The following is an 18,736-nucleotide window of genomic DNA, read 5'->3' as shown; positions in this document are numbered from 1 at the left end:
GGTCAGCGGTCCGGCGGCGGCAGGGGCGGCGCCAGCCCGTACGGCCGCCGCAGCGGCGAGTCGCGGTAGCCGTGCATGCCCTCCAGCAGCCCGAACAGCCCCACCGCCAGCAGCGGCCAGAACACCAGCACGCCCTTGGCCGTCAGGTGCAGCGGCCCCGGCGTCAGCTGCGCGCCCGGCGCCGCCGCGGCCTCCACCGTGACCACGCCGATCGTGAACGCCGACCCCACCCAGAGCGTCACGTACGCGCCCAGGACCCCGCCCGCGCAGAGCCCGAGCAGCGCCGCGAGCTGGCGGCGGCGGCTCAGGAACCAGGCGAGCGCCCCGCACGCGAGCCCGAGCGCGCCGGTCACGGTGGCGAACCAGCCGTCGGCGGCGATCAGCGCCTGCGTGGACGGGTCGGCGAGCACGGTCGCCTCCTGGGTGACCAGGTACGGCGGCCGGGGTGACAGGGCCGACCACACCAGCCCGGCGGGCACCCCCAGTGCGGCGAGGGAGAGGACAGTGACCGCGAAAACGCGTACTTCCCTCGCCACGCCACTCCCCTTCGCGTTCTGAGTCTCTGCCAGACCGATGGTATCTCCCGGTTAGGCTCACTTCGTGATTGAAGAGAAGGTCTGGCTCATCGAACCCTCCGGCCCGCTCCGGGGCGACGTCGTCGTGCGCGGCTCCAAGAACGGCGTGTCCAAGCACATGGTCGCCGCCATGCTGGGCAGCGGCGAGAGCAGCATCCACAACGCCCCCGAGGTGGGCGAGGTCGGCATCACCGCCGACATGCTGCGCGCCCTGGGCATCAGCGTGGAGATCGGCCGGACGGAGATCCGCATCGGGCGCGGCCCGGAGATCAGGCCCCGGGTGCCCGACGCGTTCACCGGACTGAACCGCATCCCGATCCTCATGCTCGGCCCGCTGCTGCACCTGGCGGGCGAGGCGTTCGTGCCGCTGGTGGGCGGCGACCCGATCGGGCGGCGGCCGGTCAACTTCCACGTGGAGGCGCTGCGCGCGATGGGCGCCGAGGTGGAGGTCGGCGACACCGGCATCTACGCCAAGGCCAAGCGGCTCAACGGCACCCGGCTGGAGCTGCCGTACCCGAGCGTCGGCGCGACCGAGACGATCCTCATGTCGGCGGTGCTGGCCGAGGGCAAGACCGTGGTGAAGAACGCCGCGATGGAGCCCGAGGTCGTGGAGCTGGCGCTGTTCCTGCAGCGGATGGGCGCCCGCATCGAGCTGTCGCCCGACCGGCGCATCGTCATCGAGGGCGTCGAACGGCTGCGCGGCGCCTCCACCTGGCTGGCCGGCGACCGCATCGAGGCGTTCTCGTACCTGGCCGCCGGGCTCGTGACGGGCGGCGAGGTGCGCGTGCACGGCTGCCCGCAGGACCGGCTGGTCACCGCGATCACCACGCTGGCCCGGATGGGCGCCCAGTTCGACATCAACGACGAGTACGTGTGCGCGACCGCCCCGCCCGAGGGGCTGCGCGCGGCGGCGGTGCAGACCGACACCCACCCCGGCTTCATGACCGACTGGCAGACGCCGCTCATGGTGCTGTTCACGCAGAGCCAGGGCATGTCGGTGCTGCACGAGACGGTCTTCGAGAACAGGCTCGTGTACGTGCCCGCGCTGCAGAGCATGGGCTGCGAGATCGAGGTGTTCGACCAGTGCCTGGGCGGTCCCGCCTGCCGCTACCACGACACCAACGCCCGCCACTCGGCCGTGGTGCGCGGCGTGTCGCAGCTCAAGGGCGCCGACGTGGTGCTGCCCGACATCCGGGCCGGCTTCTCCGCGGTGCTGGCGGCGGCCGTGGCCGACGGGCAGTCGACGCTGCGCGGCGTGCACCACATCGAGCGCGGCTACCACCGCCCGTTCGAGCAGTTCGAGTCGCTTGGTCTGAACATCCGCAGAGGAGAGTAAAGAGTTAAGAGCGGGTCGTTTGCCGGTGATCGGGTGGTAGCAGATCATCTGCGTGACTGTGCTCAAATCCATCACCAGGCTCGGGGCGGCGGGGGCGCTCAGCGGGGTGCTGGTCGCGGCACTGGCCGCGCCCGTCGTGAGCGGAGCCGGGATCGGCGCCAAGAGCGTCGCCGACACCTTCAACGACCTGCCGCCCGCACCCCGGGAGGAGCCGCTGTCGCAGGTCACCCGGCTGGTCGACCGCACCGGCCGGACGTTCGCCCAGTTCTACGAGGCCAACCGCACCGTCGTCCCGCTGGACAAGGTGTCGGCGGTGATGCGCCGCGCCATCGTCGCCATCGAGGACGCCCGCTTCTACGAGCACGGCGGCCTCGACGTCATCGGCACGCTCCGGGCGCTGATCACCAACACCCAGGCGGGCGGCATCAAGCAGGGCGGCTCCTCGCTCACCCAGCAGCTCGTCAAGAACATCCTCGTCGAGAGCGCCCGCACCGAGGCGGAACGCGACAGGGCCCGCGCCCCCAACCTCGCCCGCAAGATCACCGAGCTGCGGCTGGCGCTCGCCCTGGAACGCAAGTACCGCAAGGACGAGATCCTGGAGAAGTACCTCAACATCGCCTACTTCGGCGCGGGCGCCCACGGCGTCGAGGCCGCGGCCAGGCGGTTCTTCTCCACCACGGCCGCCGAGCTGACGCTCACCCAGGCGGCCACCCTCGCCGGCGCCGTCCGCGCCCCGTACTCCACCGACCCGTCCATCGGCCAGGAGCACCGCGCCCGCCTGAAGATGCGCCGCGACCTCGTCCTCGACCGGATGGCCGGGCTCAAGCTCATCACCCAGGCGCAGGCGGCCGAGGCCAAGGCCAGCCCGCTGAACATCCGCCTGCGCCCCGAGCCCGGCGGCTGCGCGCAGAGCGACCACCCCTACTACTGCCTGTACGTGCACCGCGAGCTGATGACGAACGAGGTGTTCGGCGCCACGGCGGACGTGCGCCGGGCGCGGCTCGCCCGAGGCGGCCTCGTCGTCAGGACCAGCCTCGACCCGCGCGCGCAACGGGCCGCCGACCAGGCCATCCGCCAGCGGGTCTCCGCCGAGGACACCGAGGTGGCCGCCGAGGCCATGATCGAGCCCGGCACCGGCTGGATCAAGGCGATGGCCGCCAGCAAGCGGTTCGGCCGCAACCCCGGCAACAAGAAGAACGGGCCGAGGACCACGTTCAACCTCGTCGCCGACGTGCGGCACGGCGGCGGCCAGGGACTCCAGGCGGGCTCCACGTTCAAGGTGTTCACCCTCGCCACGGCGCTCCAGCAGGGCTGGCGCTTCGACGACGGCTTCGACACCCCCGGCGTGATGACCCCGGCACAGGGCTACCGCGACTGCTCGGGACGGCCCGTCAACGACCCCGGCACCGAGATCCACAACGCCAGCGGCGAGGGCAAGGGCGGCCCGCACAGCATCTCCACCGGCACCTGGAAGTCCGTCAACATCTTCTACATGATGCTGGAGCGCAAGGTCGGGCTCTGCAACGTGGTCAAGACCGCCAAGGCGCTCGGCGTGACCCGCGCCGACGGGACGCCGCTGCGCGAGGTGCCGACCTTCACGCTCGGCGTCAACGAGATGGACCCGCTCACCGTGGCCGCGTCGTTCGCCGCCTTCGCCGCCCGGGGGCGCTACTGCGAGCCGCTCGCCATCACCGAGATCGTCGACCGCGACGGGCGGCGCACCCACGTCTCGCCCGCCTGCGAGCAGGTGATCGACCGGCAGGTGGCCGACGCCGTCAACTGGGTGCTCACCGGCGTGTTCGACAAGGGCACGATGAAGGGCCAGGACCTGGACCGGCCCGCCGCCGGCAAGACCGGCACCAACAACGGCTACACCTCCGCCTGGTTCGCCGGCTACACGCCCCATCTGGCGGCGGCGGTGAGCGTCGGCGACATCCGCGGCTCCTACAAGCACCCGCTCACCGACGTGCGCATCGGCGACCAGTACTACGGCTCCGTCCAGGGCGCCTCGCTGCCGGGGCCCATCTGGGTGGACTCCATGCGCGCCGCCCTGCGCCACACCGAGGCCAAGGGGTTCCCGGGGCCCGACATGAGCCGCTTCGGCGGCGGCAACACGCCGGGCCTGGAGGAGGGCGAGGAGGAAGCAGGCGAGGAGAACGGCCGCCGTGGCCGGCACCGCGCGTACGCCAAGCGCCACCGCAAGCTTCTCCGCTGGCTCTTCGGCCACGGCGCCCGCCCCCACGAGTCGCGCCCCCACGAGTCGCGCCCGTACGAGGGCCCGCTCCGTGAGGGCCGCCCGCCGGAGGCCCGCCGCCGCCACGGTGACGGCCACCGCCGCGACGCCGCCCCCCGGCACCGCCGCGACCGCCACTGACCTGCCCGCTCAGGGGGTCGGGGCCGCGCCCGGTGGCGGGCCGTCACCCGGTGGAGGTCAGGCGCGGACGGGGCGGCCGGGCCGGGCGTCCGGGAGGAGGGCGCCGTCCTGGACGACCGGGACGCCGCCCACCAGCACGTGCCGGAACCCCGTGGAGGGGAGCGCCGTGGCCGCGTAGGTGGCCCGGTCGGTGACCGTGTCCAGGTCGAAGACCGTGAGGTCGGCGTCGGCCCCCGGCTGGACCCGCCCCTTGCGCGCCAGCCCGGCGACCTGGGCGGGCACGAGCGTGCACCGCCGCACGGCCTCGGCGAGCCCGAGCATCCCCTGCTCGCGCACGAGCCGCAGGGTGCGCCCGTACGTGCCGGCGGTGCGCGGGTGGGTGACGGCGTCCGGCGGCAGCGGCCATTCCAGCCGCCGGGCCGGGTCGCCGCCCTCGCGCCACAGCAGCGGCACGGCGTCGGTGGCGACCGCCGCGTCCTCGAAGTCGAGCGCCCGCCGGATGTAGGCGAACTCGGCGGGCGAGTCCTCGTCCAGCAGGTGCACGAACGCCGCCGACCCGGGCTCCTCCTGCCGGACGCGGCGGAGCTCGGCGGCGTCGGCCATGCGCCGCCCGGTGGACAGCAGCCCGATGGAGTGCGGGGTGAGCCCGCGCCGGTGCAGCAGCTCGGGCGCGAGGAAGGCGGCGCCGACGCCGGTCATGCCGGCGCCGTACGGGTACGCCTCGGTGGTGACCCGCGCCCCTTCGGCGCGCACGCGTTCGACCAGGGCGAGGACGCGGTCGACGTGCCGGATGGAGGTGCTGTTGACGTGGCAGTAGTGCATGTGCGCGCCGGTCTCGACGGCGGCGCGGACGATCTCCTCGGCGCCGTCGACGGGCGTGCCGGCGTCCATCTCGACGAGCTCGCGGGCATGGGTGTACGTGGGCCGTCCGGCGCGGGCGGCGAGCGCGGCGACGGCCAGATACTCGTCCGGCCCGGTGCGGGGCGCGTAGCCGACGAGGACGCCGATGCCGAGGGCGCCGTCGGCGAGGTCGGCCTCAAGGAGGCCGACGATCCGCGCGACCTGCTCAGGGGTCGCGGGCCGCTGCCAGGCGTCGACGGCGATGTTGGCGAACAGCGTCTCCAGCCTGCCGGTGGGCTCGACGCCGGCGAGCACGGCCATCCGGGCGGCCGCCCACGAGGTGGCGAAGCCGTAGTTGAGCGGCCGTCCCTCCTCGGCGGCGGCGCGGTAGGCGGCCGACACGGGCAGGCTGCCGGCCTCCAGCTCCAGCACGGTGGTGACGCCGTCGAGCGCCTGGAGCCGGTGCCCGGCGAGGTCGGCGCTGTGGCTGTGCAGGTCGACGAAGCCGGGGCAGACGGTCAGCCCGGTGGCGTCGACGCGGGTGACGCCGTGCAGCGGTTCGGCCGACACCTCCCGGATCGTGCCGCCGCTGACGCCGACGTCGCGGATCCCGTCGAGCCCGGTCTCGGGGTCGATCACCCGCCCCCGGGAGATCACCAGGTCGTACGTGGTCACGAGGCCCTCCCGAGGGTGAAGCGGTCGGCGCGCTGCGGCACGATGAGCGCGATCAGCGCGCCGAGCACGGTGGTGCCGATGAGCAGCCCGAACGCGGCGCTGTAGGAGTACTGGTCGACGAGCCAGCCCATGAGCACCGGCGCGATCACGCCGGCGAGCTGCCCGCCGACGTTGACGACGCCCATGCCGGAGCCGATCACCTCGGGCGGCAGGGCGCGGACCGGCATGCCGAGGATGCCCATGGTGGACAGCCCGGCCACGGCCATCGCCAGCGTCTGGAAGAGCGTGAACCCGGCGGCGGTCTCGGCGTTGATCATGACGAGCAGCAGCACGGCGGTGCACAGCAGCAGCGGGATCACGTACAGCCTGGCCCGGTCGTGGAAGTAGCGGTCGAACAGCCAGCCGCCGAGCAGCGTCGTCGCGGTCATGACGAGCTGGGGGAGCGCGGCGAGGAAGCCGGTGTTGAGCAGGGAGATGCCGCGGGCCTCCATGAGGTAGCTGGGCACCCAGGTGATCATGCCGTAGCCGAGCATGTTCGTGGCGCAGAACAGCGCGGCGAACTTCCACACGGCGGCCGAGCGCAGCACGGCCGCGAGCGGGATGACGGGCCGGGCGGCGGGGCCGGTGTCCTGGGCGGCGCCGGTGAGGTGGGCGGGCAGCGCGCGGGGGAGCAGCGACCACAGCAGCACGCCGATCGCGACGCCGGCCACGGCCGCCACGAGGAACGTGTCACGCCAGCCGAACACCAGCAGCAGCGGCGCGGCGATCAGCGGGGCGAGCCCGCCGCCGAGCACGTTGGAGGCGAGCATCGCGCCGGCGGCGGTGGCCCGCCGCTCGGGCGTGGTGCGTTCGGCGATGGCCTTGAACGACGCGCCGGGGAACAGTCCCTGGCCGACGCCGAACAGCGCCCGGATCACCAGCAGCGCGGCCAGCCCCCACGCGAGCCCGGTCAGCGCGGTGAACGCCGACCACAGCAGCAGGGAGGCGACGAGCAGTCGGCGCGCCCCGAACCGGTCGGCGAGCATGCCGCCGGGGATCTGGCACAGCAGGTAGACCAGCGAGAAGACGGTGATCAGCCAGCCCTGCTCGGTCTTGGTGAGCGCGAACTCCGCGCCGATGAACGGCAGCGCGACCGCCATCATGACGCGGTCGACGTAGTCGATCACCCACACGCCGGCGAGCAGCGCGATGGTCAGCGTGGCGGTCTTGCGGATCTTGGCGGGCGTCCAGGTGGTTGCCGGGGTGTTTTCGGCCAGTCCCATACGGTCTCCGGTGTTGCGGCGTTTCTGCATTGTTCATACGGAAACGCCGCGACCGCTTGGTGCGTCCGGACGAAAGTCGGCCCAGGTGTTGTGCGCTGCGACGAGGTCAGCCCGTCTTTCCGATGGGCGCGGTCACCGCCCGGGTCAGCGCGATCAGGTTGGCGGGGGCGGTCTCGATCTGCAGCCCGCGCTTGCCCGCCGAGAAGTAGATCGTGTCGAACTCCAGCGCCGAGGAGTCGACCACGGTGGGCAGGAGCTTGCGCTGCCCGAGCGGGCTGATGCCGCCGACGACGTAGCCGGTGACGCGCTCGACCTTGGCGGCGTCGGCCATCGCGGCCCGCTTGCTGCCGGTGGCGGCGGCCAGCGCCTTGAGGTCGAGCTTGCCGGCCACGGGCACCACGGCCACGGCCAGGCCGCTCTCGACCTCGGCGACCAGCGTCTTGAAGATCCGCTCGTGGGGGACGCCGAGCGCGTCGGCCGCCTCCTCGCCGTAGGCCTGCGCCGAGGCGTCGTGCTCGTAGGGGTGGAGGGTGAACTCCGCCTTGGCCTTGTCGAGCGCCACGGTGGCCGGCGTGCCGCCGCCCTTGCTCTTCTTGCTCACGGAGACCCAGTGTAGCGAATCTACATTGTAAAGGCGCGGCCCGGGGTGTACCCGAGCGCCCGCCGGAACGCGTCGATGAACGCGCTGGCCGACGCCCAGCCGCACCGGTGCGCCACGGTTGTGACGCTCACCCCGTCGGCGAGCAGCAGCAGCGCGTGGTGCAGCCGGAGCTGGGTGCGCCACTGCGGGAACGTCATGCCCAGCTCGGCCCGGAACAGCCGGGCCAGCGTCCGGTCGCTGGTGCCTGCGTGGGCGGCGAGCCTGGCCAGCGTCCGGTTGTCGGCCGGGTCGGCGTGCAGCGCCGCGCACACGGCCGCCAGCCGCGCGTCACGCGGGGTCGGCAGGTGGAACGGCTGCTCGGGCGCCCGCCGGAGCTGATCGACCAGCACGGCCAGCAATCTCGCCCGCTCCCCTCCTGCCGTGAAGCCTCCTGCCGTGAAGCCTTTGTCCGCGGGGCCTTCGTCCGCGGTGTCCCCGGTCGCGGCGGCGTCGTCGTCCGGCAGGTCGGTGTAGGCGATGATCAGCTCGCGCAGCAGCGGCCCGACCGCGAGCACGGCGGGGCGCGTCAGGCCGGGCGGGTTGCCGGTGAGCCCGATCAGCCGCAGGTCCGTGCTGCCGTGAGCGCGGTGCTCGTGGACGGTCCCGGCCGGGATCCAGATCGCCCGGTTGGCCGGGGCGACCCAGGTGCCGGCGTCGGTGGTGACGGACAGGACGCCGTGGCGCGCGTACACGATCTGGTGGGTGTCGTGCCGGTGGGCGTCGATGCCCGCGCCGGCCGCGAGCGGGCGGATGCCGGTGGGCGCACGCGACAGATGGCGGATTTTCATGACTGATTGGCATTTTATCGGAAGCGGGCCACGACCGCCCGGCGGCACGATCGGGGGCGTGCGGGTGAACAGGGTCGCGGTGCTGGCCGCCGGGCATGCGGGCGTGGACGTGTATCAGGGCGCGGTTCCGGCGATGGTGCCGTTCCTGGTGGCCGAGCGGGGTTACGGGTACGTGGCCGCGTCGGGGGTGGTGCTGGCGGCGACGCTGCTGTCGTCGATCGTGCAGCCGGTGTTCGGGGCGCTGACGGACCGGTGGCGGATGCCGTGGCTGATCCCGGTCAGCATGACGACGGCAGGGCTCGGCGTGGCGTTGAGCGGGGTGTCGGAGTCGTACCCGCTGACGTGGCTGGCGGTGGCGCTGTCGGGGCTGGGGGTGGCGGCCTACCATCCGGAGTCGGCGCGGCTGGCGCGGATCGCCAGCGAGGGCAGCGACGTGCGGATGAGCTGGTTCTCGCTGGGCGGCACGCTGGGGTTCGCCTCGGCGCCGATCCTGGTGACGCCGCTGCTGGCGGCGGGCGGGCTGGCGGCGTCGCCGTTCCTGGTGGTGCCGGGCGTGGCCGGGGCGGTGCTGACGCTGGTGGTGATGCGCTCGCTGGCGGGGCCGGGGGAGCGGGGGCGCGCGGCCGGGCCGGCGCGGGGGTGTGACGACTGGCCGTCGTTCGCCCGGCTGACGCTGGTGATCGTGTTCCGGTCGGTGGTGTACGTGGGGCTGAGCGCGTTCGTGGCCCTGTACCTGGGGGGCGGGGCGGCGGGCGCGGTGGCGCTGTTCGTGCTGTTCGCGGGCGGCGCGGTGGGCACGGTGCTGGGCGGCAGGCTGGCGGCGCGGATGGGGCGGGTGCGGGCGATGCGGCTCGCGTACGCGCTGAGCGTCCCGGCGGTGGCGGGCGTGGTGCTGGCGCCCGGACCGGCCGCGTACGTGTTCGTGGCGGCGGCGTCGATCACCCTGTACGCGCCCTTCTCCCTGCACGTGACGCTGGGCCAGGACTTCCTGCCGCGCCGCGTGGGCACGGCGAGCGGGGTGACGCTGGGGCTGGCGGTGAGCGTCGGCGGGCTGGCGAGCCCGCTGGTGGGGGCGGTGGCGGAGGCGACGTCGCTGCGGCTGGCGCTGGGCTGCCTGATCGCGTTCCCGGTGCTGGCGTGGCTGCTGTCGCTCACGCTGGCCGAGCCGGTCCGGGCCGACGCCCCTGCCGGCGCCCCTGCCGCCGATCAGCGCTGACCGGTCAGCGCTGACCGGTCAGCCTGTCGCGGACGCGCCCGGGCTCTCGCCGCCGGGCGCGCGGACCTCACGGGGCTCGCGGTCGGGGCGCAGACCGCGCCAGGACGGGTGGCGCAGCCGGTTGTCGCCGGTCATCTCGGCGTACTGCACCTCGCCGACCAGGACGGGGCTGACCCAGTGCGCGTCGCGGGCGTGCTCGCGCGGGACGGGCTCGTCGAAGGGCGGGTCGGGCCGTTCCAGCGGGGCGAGCCTGCGGTGCAGGTCGCGGAGCATGGCCTGGGTGAAGCCGGTGCCGACGTGCCCGACGAACAGCAGCCTGCCGCCGTCGTCGTAGGAGCCGAGCAGCAGCGACCCGATCGTCCCGGCCCGGCGCCCGGCGCCCGGCTTCCAGCCGCCGACGACGACCTCGACGGCGCTGACGTTCTTGACCTTGGTCCACTCGGCGGTGCGCCGGCCGGGCCGGTAGGGGGAGGTGAGCCGTTTGCACACGACGCCTTCGAGGCCGAGGCGGCGGGAGGAGGCGAAGGCGTCCTCGGCGTGGTCATGGAACCAGACCGGGACCTGCCAGCGGAAGCCGGGCGTGAGCGTGCTCTCCAGCAGGTCGCGCCGGGCGGTGTAGGGGAGGGCGATGGCGGGGTCGTCGCCGAGGTGCAGGATGTCGAAGGCCAGGAACGTGACGGGGACGGTGCGGGCGAGCTCGGCGACGCTCAGCGGGTTGCGCTGGTGCATGCGCGGCTGCAGGGCGCCGAAGCTGGGCCTGCCCGCCTCGTCGAAGGCGACGATCTCGCCGTCGACCACGGCGGGCCGGCCGCCGGTGGCCCCGGCCATGAGCTGGAGCTCGGGGTAGGCGGCGGTGATGTCCTTGGCGTTGCGCGACATGAGGCGGACGGCGCCGCCGTCGACGTAGGCGAGGGCGCGGACGCCGTCCCACTTCATCTCGACGGCCCAGTCGTCCTCGTCGGTGGTGGGCAGGGAACCGAGCTGGGCGAGCATCGGCGCGTAGGTGGGCAGCGGCGCCATGCACCCAGGCATACCCCGGCGCGCGCGCCGCCAGTGATCGCCGGGGGTTTACAGATGGTCAAGCCACGGGGTCGGGCTTCTCCTCGACGAGCTGGGCCAGGTCGACGCCGTGCCGGCCGAGCTCGTCGACGGACGAGCAGTAGCCCTGGAGGTAGGCGCGCCCGCCGACCTGGTGAGAGACCCGGAGCACCGGCCGGTCGCCGAGCACGATGGCCTCGACGACGACGCCGTCGGGCCCACGCCAGATTCCCATGCGGGCAAGCGTACGGGAGGGAACATAAAGGACAAGTAATGTCAAAGTACGTTTCAAGTGTCCCGGGCCAGGGAAAAACCCTGGCCAAACCGTGGACGTGTTTGCCCGCGACCCCGCCGGGCAGCACCCGGCCCAAGCTTCACCCCAGCCGTGGATCCACCGCCCACGGCGCCCCGCACTGGCGCTCGGCCCGGGCCAGGGCGGAAACGGTCGTGAGGTCGCGTGCCCCCGTCGCGACCTCACGACCGGGCCACCCGCGTCACCCCTGCGCCACCCCCGTGCCGCCACTGTCCCGTCCCCGTCGCGCCACGCGACTGTCCGTAGTGTGGACAGATCCGGATCCGGGGATCGGACTCCGTAGACTGTCAGGGTGATTTCCCGTATCGACATGCGCGGTTCCCTGCCGGCGAACCTGCGCGACGTGCTGCCCCGCGCCGAGCTCGACGTCGAGGCCGCCCTGGAGAAGGTGCGGCCCATCTGCGAGGACGTGCGCCATCGCGGGGCGGCAGCCGTACGGGAGCTGACCGCCAGGTTCGACGGAGTCGAGATCGCCACCACCCGCGTCCCCGCCGAGGCCATCGCCCGCGCGCTGGACGAGCTGGACCCCGCGGTCCGGGCGGCGCTGGAGGAGTCGATCAGGCGGGCCAGGCTCGTCCACCGCGACCAGCGGCGCAGCGACGTCACCACCGAGGTCGTGCCCGGCGGCACCGTCACCGAGCGGTGGGTGCCCGTCGACCGGGTCGGCCTCTACGTCCCCGGCGGACGCGCCGTCTACCCGTCGAGCGTGGTCATGAACGTCGTGCCCGCGCAGGAGGCCGGGGTGGCCTCGCTGGCCGTCACCAGCCCCGCCCAGAAGGAGCACGGCGGCCTGCCGCACCCGACGATCCTGGCCGCGTGCGCGCTGCTCGGCGTCGACGAGGTCTACTCGGCGGGCGGCGCCCAGGCCGTGGCCATGTTCGCCTACGGCACCGAGGAGTGCGAGCCCGCCACCATGGTCACCGGGCCCGGCAACATCTGGGTCGCCGCGGCCAAGCGGCTGCTCAAGGGCCGCATCGGCATCGACTCCGAGGCCGGCCCCACCGAGATCGCGATCCTGGCCGACGAGACGGCCGACCCCGTCCACGTGGCGGCCGACCTGATCAGCCAGGCCGAGCACGACGTGATCGCCGCCGCCGTCCTGGTCACCACCAGCCCCGAGCTCGCCGACGCGGTCGAGAAGGAGCTGCCCGGCCAGGTGGCGGCCACCCGCCACTCCGAGCGCATCACCGAGGCGCTGGCCGGCCGCCAGTCGGGCATCGTGCTCGTCGACAGCCTCGACGACGGGCTCAAGGTCGTCGACGCCTACGCCGCCGAGCACCTGGAGATCCACACCGCCGACGCCGCCGCGGTGGCCGCCCGGGTGCGCAACGCCGGCGCGATCTTCGTCGGCCCCTGGTCGCCGGTCTCGCTCGGCGACTACCTCGCCGGGTCCAACCACGTGCTGCCCACCGGCGGCTGCGCCTGCCACTCCAGCGGCCTGTCGGTGCAGTCGTTCCTGCGCGGCATCCACGTCGTCGACTACACCCGCGAGGCGCTGGCCGGCGCGGCCGCGCACGTGTCGGTGCTGGCCGACGCCGAGGACCTGCCCGCGCACGGCGCCGCCGTGCGCGCCCGCTTCGACGGGCAGGTGCCGTCGTGAACCTCTCCGACCTGCCCATCCGCGACGACCTGCGCGGCAAGTCGCCCTACGGCGCGCCGCAGATCGACGTCCCGGTCCGGCTCAACACCAACGAGAACCCCTACCCGCCCTCTCCCGAGCTGGTCGCCGACCTGGCCGAGGAGGTCGGGCGGGTGGCGGGCGGCCTCAACCGCTACCCCGACCGCGACGCCGTCGAGCTGCGCGCCGGGCTGGCCGCCTACCTGGGCCACGGCCTGACCACCGAGCAGGTGTGGGCGGCCAACGGCTCCAACGAGATCATCCAGCAGATCCTCCAGGCGTTCGGCGGCCACGGCCGCACCGCGCTCGGCTTCGAGCCGTCCTACTCGATGCACCCGATCATCACGACCGGCACCAACACCGAGTGGATCAGGGCGGCGCGCGAGGACGACTTCTCGCTCGACCCCGGCAAGGCCGTCGCGGCGATCGGCGAGCACCGGCCCGACGTCGTCTTCCTGGCCTCGCCCAACAACCCGACCGGCACCGCGCAGCCGCTGGCGGCGATCGAGGCGATCCTGGAGGCCGCCCCCGGCATGGTGGTGGTCGACGAGGCCTACGCCGAGTTCGCCCGCGAGGGCACGCCGTCGGCGCTCACCCTGCTGCCGCGTCACCCCCGGCTGATCGTCACCCGGACGATGTCCAAGGCGTTCGCCATGGCGGGCACCCGGCTGGGCTACCTGGCCGCCCACCCGGCCGTGGTGGAGGCGCTGCTGCTGGTGCGGCTGCCGTACCATCTGTCGGCGCTCACGCAGACGGCGGCGCGGGTGGCGCTGCGGCACCGGGCCGAGCTGCTCGGCACCGTCGACGCGCTGCGCCGCGAGCGTGACGACACGGTGGCGTGGCTGCGGTCCAAGGGGCTGGCGGTCGCCGACTCCGACGCCAACTTCGTGCTGTTCGGGCGCTTCCCCGACCGGCGCGCGGTGTGGGAGGGGCTGCTGGCCCGGGGCGTGCTCATCCGTGAGGTGGGCCCGCCACAATGGCTTCGGGTGTCGATCGGCACCGGCGAGGAGATGGCGGCCTTCCGCGCCGCCCTGGAGGGAGTCCTGTGAGTCGCGTAGGCCGCGTCGAGCGTACGACGAAGGAGACGTCGGTCCTGGTCGAGGTGGGTCTCGACGGCACCGGCACGGTGGACGTGTCGACCGGGGTCGGCTTCTACGACCACATGCTGGCCCAGCTGGGCAAGCACGGGCTGTTCGACCTGACGGTCAAGACCGAGGGCGACCTGCACATCGACTCCCACCACACGATCGAGGACACCGCGCTGGCCCTGGGGGCGGCGTTCCGCGAGGCGCTGGGCGACAAGTCGGGCATCAGGCGGTTCGGCAATGCGTCGTGCCCGCTCGACGAGTCGCTCGCCGAGGTCACCGTCGACCTGTCCGGCCGCCCCTACCTGGTGCACTCCGAGCCCGAGGGCATGGCGCCGATGATCGGGCCCGACTACGACACGACGATGACCCGCCACATCCTGGAGTCGTTCGTCGCCCAGGCGGCGATCTGCCTGCACGTGCGCGTCCCCTACGGGCGCAACGCGCACCACATCGTCGAGGCCCAGTTCAAGGCGCTGGCCAGGGCACTGCGGGCCGCCTCCGAGCGCGACCCGCGCGCCACCGGCGTGCCCAGCACCAAGGGCGTGCTGTGACCGGCAACGTGATCGCCGTCGTCATGGTGTTCCTCGGCATGTTCCTGGTCGGCGGCGTGGTCTCGCTGTACAAGCAGGGGCTCAAGATCGGCGCCGCGATCTGCGGCGTCGGCGCCGCCATGGCGATCACCGCGGGGGTGATGTGGTGGTGAGCCGCGTCGTCGTGCTCGACTACGGGTCGGGCAACCTGCGCTCGGCTGAGCGCGCGCTGGCCAGGGTCGGCGCCGACGTCACGGTCACCGCCGACTTCGACGCCGCGCTGGAGGCCGACGGCCTCGTCGTGCCCGGCGTCGGCGCGTTCGCCGCCTGCATGGCCGGGCTCAAGGGCGTGCGCGGCGAGCAGATCATCGGCAGGCGGCTGGCCGGCGGCCGGCCCGTGCTCGGCATCTGCGTCGGCATGCAGATCCTGTTCGCCCGCGGCGTCGAGCACGGCGTGGAGACCGAGGGCTGCGGCGAGTGGCCCGGCGCGGTCGAGCGCCTGGAGGCGCCGGTGCTGCCCCACATGGGCTGGAACACCGTCAAGGCCCCCCAGGGCAGCGTGCTGTTCGCCGGCCTCGACGCCGCCACCCGCTTCTACTTCGTGCACTCCTACGGCGTGCGCGAGTGGGAGCTGCGACCCGGCGACGGGTTCGCCGAGCCGGTGGTGACCTGGGCCGAGCACGGCGTGCCGTTCGTCGCCGCCGTCGAGAACGGCCCGCTCATGGCCACCCAGTTCCACCCGGAGAAGTCCGGCGACGCCGGGGCCGCGCTGCTGGCCAACTGGCTCGGCACCCTTGAGTAAGGAGCGGGCGCGCCGCCGCGCCGAGCGTGAGGCCGAACGGGCCCGGGCCATGCGGATCAACGAGGAGCGCCAGGCCCGCCGGGCGCGCCGCCGCGCCCGCCTGACCCGGCTCGTCCCACGCCCGGTGCGGGTGGCCCGCCAGGGCGGCCTGCTCGCCCGCCGCCACCGCGCGCAGAACGCGGTCGTCGCGCTCGCTTTCCTGCTCGTCCAGGCGCTCGCCTGGCTGCTGTGGGGCTCGCCGTTGCTGAGCTTCGGCGTCCTCGTCTTCTCACTGCTGCTCTTTCCCGTGCTCGTGACCCTCGCTTTCGACCGGAGGACCTGATGTCGCTCGTTTTGCTCCCCGCCGTGGACGTGGCCGACGGCCAGGCCGTACGCCTCGTCCAGGGTGAGGCCGGCACCGAGACCGGCTACGGCGAGCCGCTGGCCGCCGCGCTGGCCTGGCAGGAGGCGGGCGCCGAGTGGATCCATCTGGTCGACCTCGACGCCGCGTTCGGCCGGGGCTCCAACCGTGAGCTGATCACCGACCTGATCGGCCGGCTGGACGTGAACGTGGAGCTGTCCGGCGGCATCCGCGACGACGCCTCGCTCGCCGCGGCGCTGGCGACCGGCTGCCGCCGCGTCAACATCGGCACGGCCGCGCTGGAGAACCCCGAGTGGTGCCGCCGGATCATCGCCGAGCACGGCGACAAGATCGCGGTCGGCCTGGACGTGCGCGGCACCACGCTCGCCGCCCGGGGCTGGACCGAGGACGCCGGCGACCTGTGGGAGGTGCTGGAGCGGCTGGAGGCCGACGGCTGCCAGCGCTACGTGGTCACCGACGTCACCAAGGACGGCACCCTGCGCGGCCCCAACCTCGACCTGCTGCGGGAGGTGTGCTCGCGCACCGACAAACCCGTCGTGGCCAGCGGCGGAGTCTCGTCTCTCGACGATCTGGTGGCACTGTCTTCTCTCGTTCCCGTCGGCGTGGAAGGTGCCATCGTGGGCAGGGCCCTGTACGCCCGGGCGTTCACGCTGGAAAGCGCGCTGGCCGCGGTGGGCGAGTAGTGACGCCGGGAGGGGGCGTGATGGGCACCATGAGCATGGAAAGCACCGGCATGCGGGTGTTCTCCGGAGGCGTCTGGGAGGAGAAGTACGGTTACGCGCGCGCGGTGGTCGTGGGCAACCGGGTCATCGTCTCGGGCTGCACCTCCACCGTCGACGGCGAGGTCCGTCACGTCGGCGACGCCTACCGGCAGAGCCGCACCGCGATCCAGATCGCGCTGGAGGCCGTGGAGATGGGCGGGCTGTCCCGCCAGGACGTCGTCATGGTCCGCTACTACGTGGTCGAGCACCGTCACTTCGACCTGGCCGGCCAGGCCATCGCGGAGTCGTTCGGCGACGTGCGGCCCGCCTGCACCGGGGTGCGGGTGGCCGGGCTGGTGGACCCGCGGATGCTTGTCGAGATCGAGATAGAGGCACACCGAGCATGACCGTAGCCGTGAGGGTGATCCCCTGCCTGGACGTCGACGCCGGCAGGGTCGTCAAGGGCGTCAACTTCGCCAACCTGCGTGACGCGGGCGACCCGGTCGAGCTGGCCAGGCGCTATGACGAGGAGGGCGCCGACGAGCTCACCTTCCTCGACATCACCGCCTCGTCGGGCGAGCGCGAGACCATGCTCGACGTGGTGCGCCGCACCGCCGAGCAGGTGTTCATCCCGCTGACCGTCGGCGGCGGGGTGCGTTCGGTCGACGACGTCAACCGGCTGCTGCGGGCCGGGGCCGACAAGGTGTCGCTCAACACCGCCGCGATCGCCAGGCCGGAGCTGCTGACCGAGGCGTCGCGGCGCTTCGGCGCGCAGTGCGTGGTGCTGTCGGTCGACGCGCGGCGGGCGCCGGGCACGGCGAGCGGCTTCGAGGTGACCACCCACGGTGGCCGGCGCGGCACCGGCATCGACGCGGTGGAGTGGGCCGCCCGGGGCGAGGAGCTGGGCGTGGGCGAGATCCTGCTCAACTCCATGGACGGCGACGGCACGCTCGACGGCTACGACCTGGAGATGCTGCGCGCGGTGCGGGCCGCCGTGCGGGTGCCGGTGATCGCCAGCGGTGGCGCGGGGCGGCTGGAGGACTTCCCGCCGGCCGTCGCCGCGGGCGCCGACGCGGTGCTGGCGGCCAGCGTCTTCCACTTCGGCACGCTGAAGATCGGCGAGGTGAAGGAGACGCTGCGGACGGCGGGCCACCCGGTCCGCTAGAAGACCCGCATGTGCTGGAACAGCTCGTAGGAGGCGTCGCGGGCGGCGAACGCCGCCGCCTCGGACCGTTTGACGGCCAGGTAGGCGGAGGCGCGCAGCGGCCCGAGCGCCTCCATGAGCACCGGGTCGGCCTCCAGCGCGTCGAGGGCCTCGGTCAGCGACGACGGCAGCCGCGGGTAGCGGCCGGGCCGGGTGTCGGGGTCGACGTCCACGGCCTCGCCCGGGTCGAGCCTGCGGCGGACGCCGTCGAGCCCGGCGTGGATGACCGCGCCGAGGGCCAGGTAGGGGTTGGCCGAGGAGTCGGAGGGCTTCAGCTCCAGGTTGGGCTCGCCGCTCTCGCCGAGCGGGGAGCAGATCCGTACGGCGGCCTCGCGGTTGTCGGGGCCGTGCACGGCGTAGGCGCCGGCCCACATGCGCGGCGCCAGGCGGCGGAAGCTGTTGACGCTGCCGCAGGTGAGCGCGGTCAGCGCGGGCAGGTGGGCGAGCAGCCCGCCGACGAACCAGTCACGCACAGCTCCCTCGCCGCCACTGTCACCGTCGAAGAGGTTACGGGATTCGCGCCACAGGGACAGGTGCAGGTGCGCGCCGTTGCCCGCCTGGTCGGCCAGCGGCTTGGGGGCCAGCGACGCCCACATGGACATGCGCAGCGCCACGCCGCGCACGGTCTCGCGGTAGAGGACGTGGTTGTCGGCGGCCCGCAGCGCGGGCGCGTGCCGCACGGTCAGCTCCTGCTGGCCGGGGCCGAGCTCCGGATGGTAGTGCTCGACCCGCAGCCCCTGCGTCTCCAGGGCGCGGACCAGCTTGATCGTGTAGTCGTGGGCGGTGTCGAAGCCGTGACCGGCGTAGCACAGCGAGTCGTCGAGCGGCACCAGCCGGTCGGGCCCGCCGGACGGGTCGGGCAGCCGCCGCCCCAGCGTGAACTCCGGCTCGAACGCGGCCAGCAGCGTGTAGCCCTCGCCGGCGAGCAGCGCGATCGCGTCCTTGAGGAAGGTGCGCGGGCAGGCCGCCCAGGGCGAGCCGTCGGGAAGGCGCAGATCCGACAGCATGGCCGCGGCCCCCGGCGCGTGGGGGAGCGGGACGTACGTCGAGGGGTCGGGGACGATGCGGACCTCGCCCACCGGACCCAGGTGCTCGACCTCCTGCAACTGGTCGAGCATGTTCATCGCCATCATGGCCACCGTGTGCCCGATGCCCGTGTTGAGCCGTTCCGCGAGGCGCGACCGCGAGGCGGCCATGCCCCGGATGACGCCGCCGTGGTCGGCGTACAGGAACCGGATCAGCTCGACGCCCTCGAGCTCGGTGCGCTCGAGGATCCGCCTGACCGCGGGGTCAGGCTGGACGGGCTTGGCAACGGCTGGGCGATCTCTCATCCTGTCTGCGTAACACGACTTGGCAGCGCGGGGAAGCCAATTGA

Annotated in this window: 20 protein-coding genes; 12 read left to right on the top strand and 8 right to left on the bottom strand. The window is 73.5% G+C overall.

Annotated features, from left to right (window positions below; all coding sequences use genetic code 11):
• Positions 1–2: 2 nt before the first annotated feature.
• Positions 3–536, bottom strand: a complete 534-nt coding sequence (locus ACBI99_RS04430) for a hypothetical protein (RefSeq protein WP_357592648.1) — start codon at positions 534–536, stop codon at positions 3–5.
• A 64-nt stretch (positions 537–600) separates the two neighbouring features.
• On the opposite strand from ACBI99_RS04430, the gene murA reads away from it, so the two are divergent.
• Positions 601–1,911, top strand: a complete 1,311-nt coding sequence (gene murA / locus ACBI99_RS04425; RefSeq protein WP_357592650.1) for a UDP-N-acetylglucosamine 1-carboxyvinyltransferase — start codon at positions 601–603, stop codon at positions 1,909–1,911.
• Between the two features lie 52 nt (positions 1,912–1,963).
• Positions 1,964–4,285: a transglycosylase domain-containing protein gene (locus ACBI99_RS04420; protein WP_375071714.1), complete on the top strand. Its 2,322-nt coding sequence runs from the start codon at positions 1,964–1,966 to the stop codon at positions 4,283–4,285.
• A gap of 57 nt (positions 4,286–4,342) precedes the next feature.
• Here the strand turns inward: ACBI99_RS04420 and ACBI99_RS04415 are convergent, their stop codons facing one another.
• The 4 genes from ACBI99_RS04415 to ACBI99_RS04400 form a co-directional block, all read right to left on the bottom strand.
• Complete coding sequence (locus ACBI99_RS04415; RefSeq protein ID WP_375071713.1) at positions 4,343–5,800, bottom strand: amidohydrolase family protein; 1,458 nt, start codon at positions 5,798–5,800, stop codon at positions 4,343–4,345.
• Positions 5,797–7,062: an MFS transporter gene (locus ACBI99_RS04410; protein ID WP_357592656.1), complete on the bottom strand. Its 1,266-nt coding sequence runs from the start codon at positions 7,060–7,062 to the stop codon at positions 5,797–5,799. The genes ACBI99_RS04415 and ACBI99_RS04410 overlap by 4 nt, the downstream gene beginning before the upstream one ends.
• Before the next feature lie 106 nt (positions 7,063–7,168).
• On the bottom strand, positions 7,169–7,663 hold the full coding sequence (gene ybaK / locus ACBI99_RS04405) for a Cys-tRNA(Pro) deacylase (RefSeq protein WP_308125672.1): 495 nt from the start codon (positions 7,661–7,663) through the stop codon (positions 7,169–7,171).
• A gap of 20 nt (positions 7,664–7,683) precedes the next feature.
• Positions 7,684–8,490 (bottom strand): helix-turn-helix transcriptional regulator, encoded by an 807-nt coding sequence (locus tag ACBI99_RS04400; RefSeq protein WP_219502373.1) that lies wholly within the window; start codon positions 8,488–8,490, stop codon positions 7,684–7,686.
• A 58-nt stretch (positions 8,491–8,548) separates the two neighbouring features.
• On the opposite strand from ACBI99_RS04400, the gene ACBI99_RS04395 reads away from it, so the two are divergent.
• Complete coding sequence (locus ACBI99_RS04395; protein ID WP_357592658.1) at positions 8,549–9,706, top strand: MFS transporter; 1,158 nt, start codon at positions 8,549–8,551, stop codon at positions 9,704–9,706.
• 18 nt (positions 9,707–9,724) lie between these two features.
• On the opposite strand, the gene ligD is transcribed toward ACBI99_RS04395, so the two are convergent.
• Entirely contained in the window at positions 9,725–10,726 is a 1,002-nt protein-coding gene (ligD, locus tag ACBI99_RS04390; protein WP_357592660.1) for a non-homologous end-joining DNA ligase, read from the bottom strand.
• Positions 10,727–10,784: 58 nt separating this feature from the next.
• Positions 10,785–10,979: a hypothetical protein gene (locus ACBI99_RS04385; RefSeq protein WP_219502377.1), complete on the bottom strand. Its 195-nt coding sequence runs from the start codon at positions 10,977–10,979 to the stop codon at positions 10,785–10,787.
• Between the two features lie 370 nt (positions 10,980–11,349).
• On the opposite strand from ACBI99_RS04385, the gene hisD reads away from it, so the two are divergent.
• The 9 genes from hisD to hisF are packed head-to-tail and all read left to right on the top strand — an operon-like array spanning position 11,350 to position 17,322.
• Positions 11,350–12,657 carry a histidinol dehydrogenase gene (gene hisD, locus ACBI99_RS04380; protein WP_375071712.1) on the top strand — a complete coding sequence of 436 codons (1,308 nt, stop codon included), beginning with the start codon at positions 11,350–11,352 and terminating at the stop codon, positions 12,655–12,657.
• Positions 12,654–13,724 carry a histidinol-phosphate transaminase gene (locus ACBI99_RS04375; protein ID WP_375071710.1) on the top strand — a complete coding sequence of 357 codons (1,071 nt, stop codon included), beginning with the start codon at positions 12,654–12,656 and terminating at the stop codon, positions 13,722–13,724. The genes hisD and ACBI99_RS04375 overlap by 4 nt, the downstream gene beginning before the upstream one ends.
• Complete coding sequence (gene hisB, locus ACBI99_RS04370; RefSeq protein WP_219502383.1) at positions 13,721–14,314, top strand: imidazoleglycerol-phosphate dehydratase HisB; 594 nt, start codon at positions 13,721–13,723, stop codon at positions 14,312–14,314. Before ACBI99_RS04375 ends, hisB begins: the two co-directional genes overlap by 4 nt.
• Entirely contained in the window at positions 14,311–14,466 is a 156-nt protein-coding gene (locus ACBI99_RS04365) for a hypothetical protein (RefSeq protein ID WP_219502385.1), read from the top strand. The genes hisB and ACBI99_RS04365 overlap by 4 nt, the downstream gene beginning before the upstream one ends.
• Positions 14,460–15,095 carry an imidazole glycerol phosphate synthase subunit HisH gene (gene hisH / locus ACBI99_RS04360; RefSeq protein WP_219502387.1) on the top strand — a complete coding sequence of 212 codons (636 nt, stop codon included), beginning with the start codon at positions 14,460–14,462 and terminating at the stop codon, positions 15,093–15,095. Before ACBI99_RS04365 ends, hisH begins: the two co-directional genes overlap by 7 nt.
• Complete coding sequence (locus tag ACBI99_RS04355; RefSeq protein ID WP_219502390.1) at positions 15,088–15,417, top strand: hypothetical protein; 330 nt, start codon at positions 15,088–15,090, stop codon at positions 15,415–15,417. The genes hisH and ACBI99_RS04355 overlap by 8 nt, the downstream gene beginning before the upstream one ends.
• Positions 15,417–16,139, top strand: a complete 723-nt coding sequence (gene priA / locus ACBI99_RS04350) for a bifunctional 1-(5-phosphoribosyl)-5-((5-phosphoribosylamino)methylideneamino)imidazole-4-carboxamide isomerase/phosphoribosylanthranilate isomerase PriA (RefSeq protein WP_219502393.1) — start codon at positions 15,417–15,419, stop codon at positions 16,137–16,139. Before ACBI99_RS04355 ends, priA begins: the two co-directional genes overlap by 1 nt.
• 29 nt (positions 16,140–16,168) lie before the next feature.
• Positions 16,169–16,564 carry a Rid family hydrolase gene (locus ACBI99_RS04345; RefSeq protein WP_246644356.1) on the top strand — a complete coding sequence of 132 codons (396 nt, stop codon included), beginning with the start codon at positions 16,169–16,171 and terminating at the stop codon, positions 16,562–16,564.
• On the top strand, positions 16,561–17,322 hold the full coding sequence (hisF, locus tag ACBI99_RS04340; protein WP_219502399.1) for an imidazole glycerol phosphate synthase subunit HisF: 762 nt from the start codon (positions 16,561–16,563) through the stop codon (positions 17,320–17,322). Before ACBI99_RS04345 ends, hisF begins: the two co-directional genes overlap by 4 nt.
• Here the strand turns inward: hisF and ACBI99_RS04335 are convergent.
• On the bottom strand, positions 17,319–18,692 hold the full coding sequence (locus ACBI99_RS04335; RefSeq protein ID WP_375071709.1) for a glutamine synthetase family protein: 1,374 nt from the start codon (positions 18,690–18,692) through the stop codon (positions 17,319–17,321). The two genes, hisF and ACBI99_RS04335, sit on opposite strands and share 4 nt — an antisense overlap.
• Between the last annotated feature and the right edge of the window lie 44 nt (positions 18,693–18,736).

The sequence above is a fragment of the Nonomuraea sp. ATR24 genome, assembly GCF_041950485.1.
Classification (GTDB): Bacteria; Actinomycetota; Actinomycetes; order Streptosporangiales; family Streptosporangiaceae; genus Nonomuraea; species Nonomuraea ceibae.
Note: the sequence above shows the minus strand (reverse complement) of the source record. Positions and strands in the feature narration are given on the sequence as shown.

Excerpts from the sequence above, each read along its gene's own strand:
- ACBI99_RS04410 (WP_357592656.1), bottom strand. The coding sequence starts at position 7,062 with ATGGGACTGGCCGAAAACACCCCGGCAACCACCTGGACGCCCGCCAAG.
- ligD (WP_357592660.1), bottom strand. The coding sequence starts at position 10,726 with ATGGCGCCGCTGCCCACCTACGCGCCGATGCTCGCCCAGCTCGGTTCC.
- ACBI99_RS04335 (WP_375071709.1), bottom strand. The coding sequence starts at position 18,692 with ATGAGAGATCGCCCAGCCGTTGCCAAGCCCGTCCAGCCTGACCCCGCG.
- ACBI99_RS04345 (WP_246644356.1), top strand. The coding sequence starts at position 16,169 with ATGAGCATGGAAAGCACCGGCATGCGGGTGTTCTCCGGAGGCGTCTGG.
- ACBI99_RS04400 (WP_219502373.1), bottom strand. The coding sequence starts at position 8,490 with ATGAAAATCCGCCATCTGTCGCGTGCGCCCACCGGCATCCGCCCGCTC.
- ACBI99_RS04385 (WP_219502377.1), bottom strand. The coding sequence starts at position 10,979 with ATGGGAATCTGGCGTGGGCCCGACGGCGTCGTCGTCGAGGCCATCGTG.
- priA (WP_219502393.1), top strand. The coding sequence starts at position 15,417 with ATGTCGCTCGTTTTGCTCCCCGCCGTGGACGTGGCCGACGGCCAGGCC.
- hisF (WP_219502399.1), top strand. The coding sequence starts at position 16,561 with ATGACCGTAGCCGTGAGGGTGATCCCCTGCCTGGACGTCGACGCCGGC.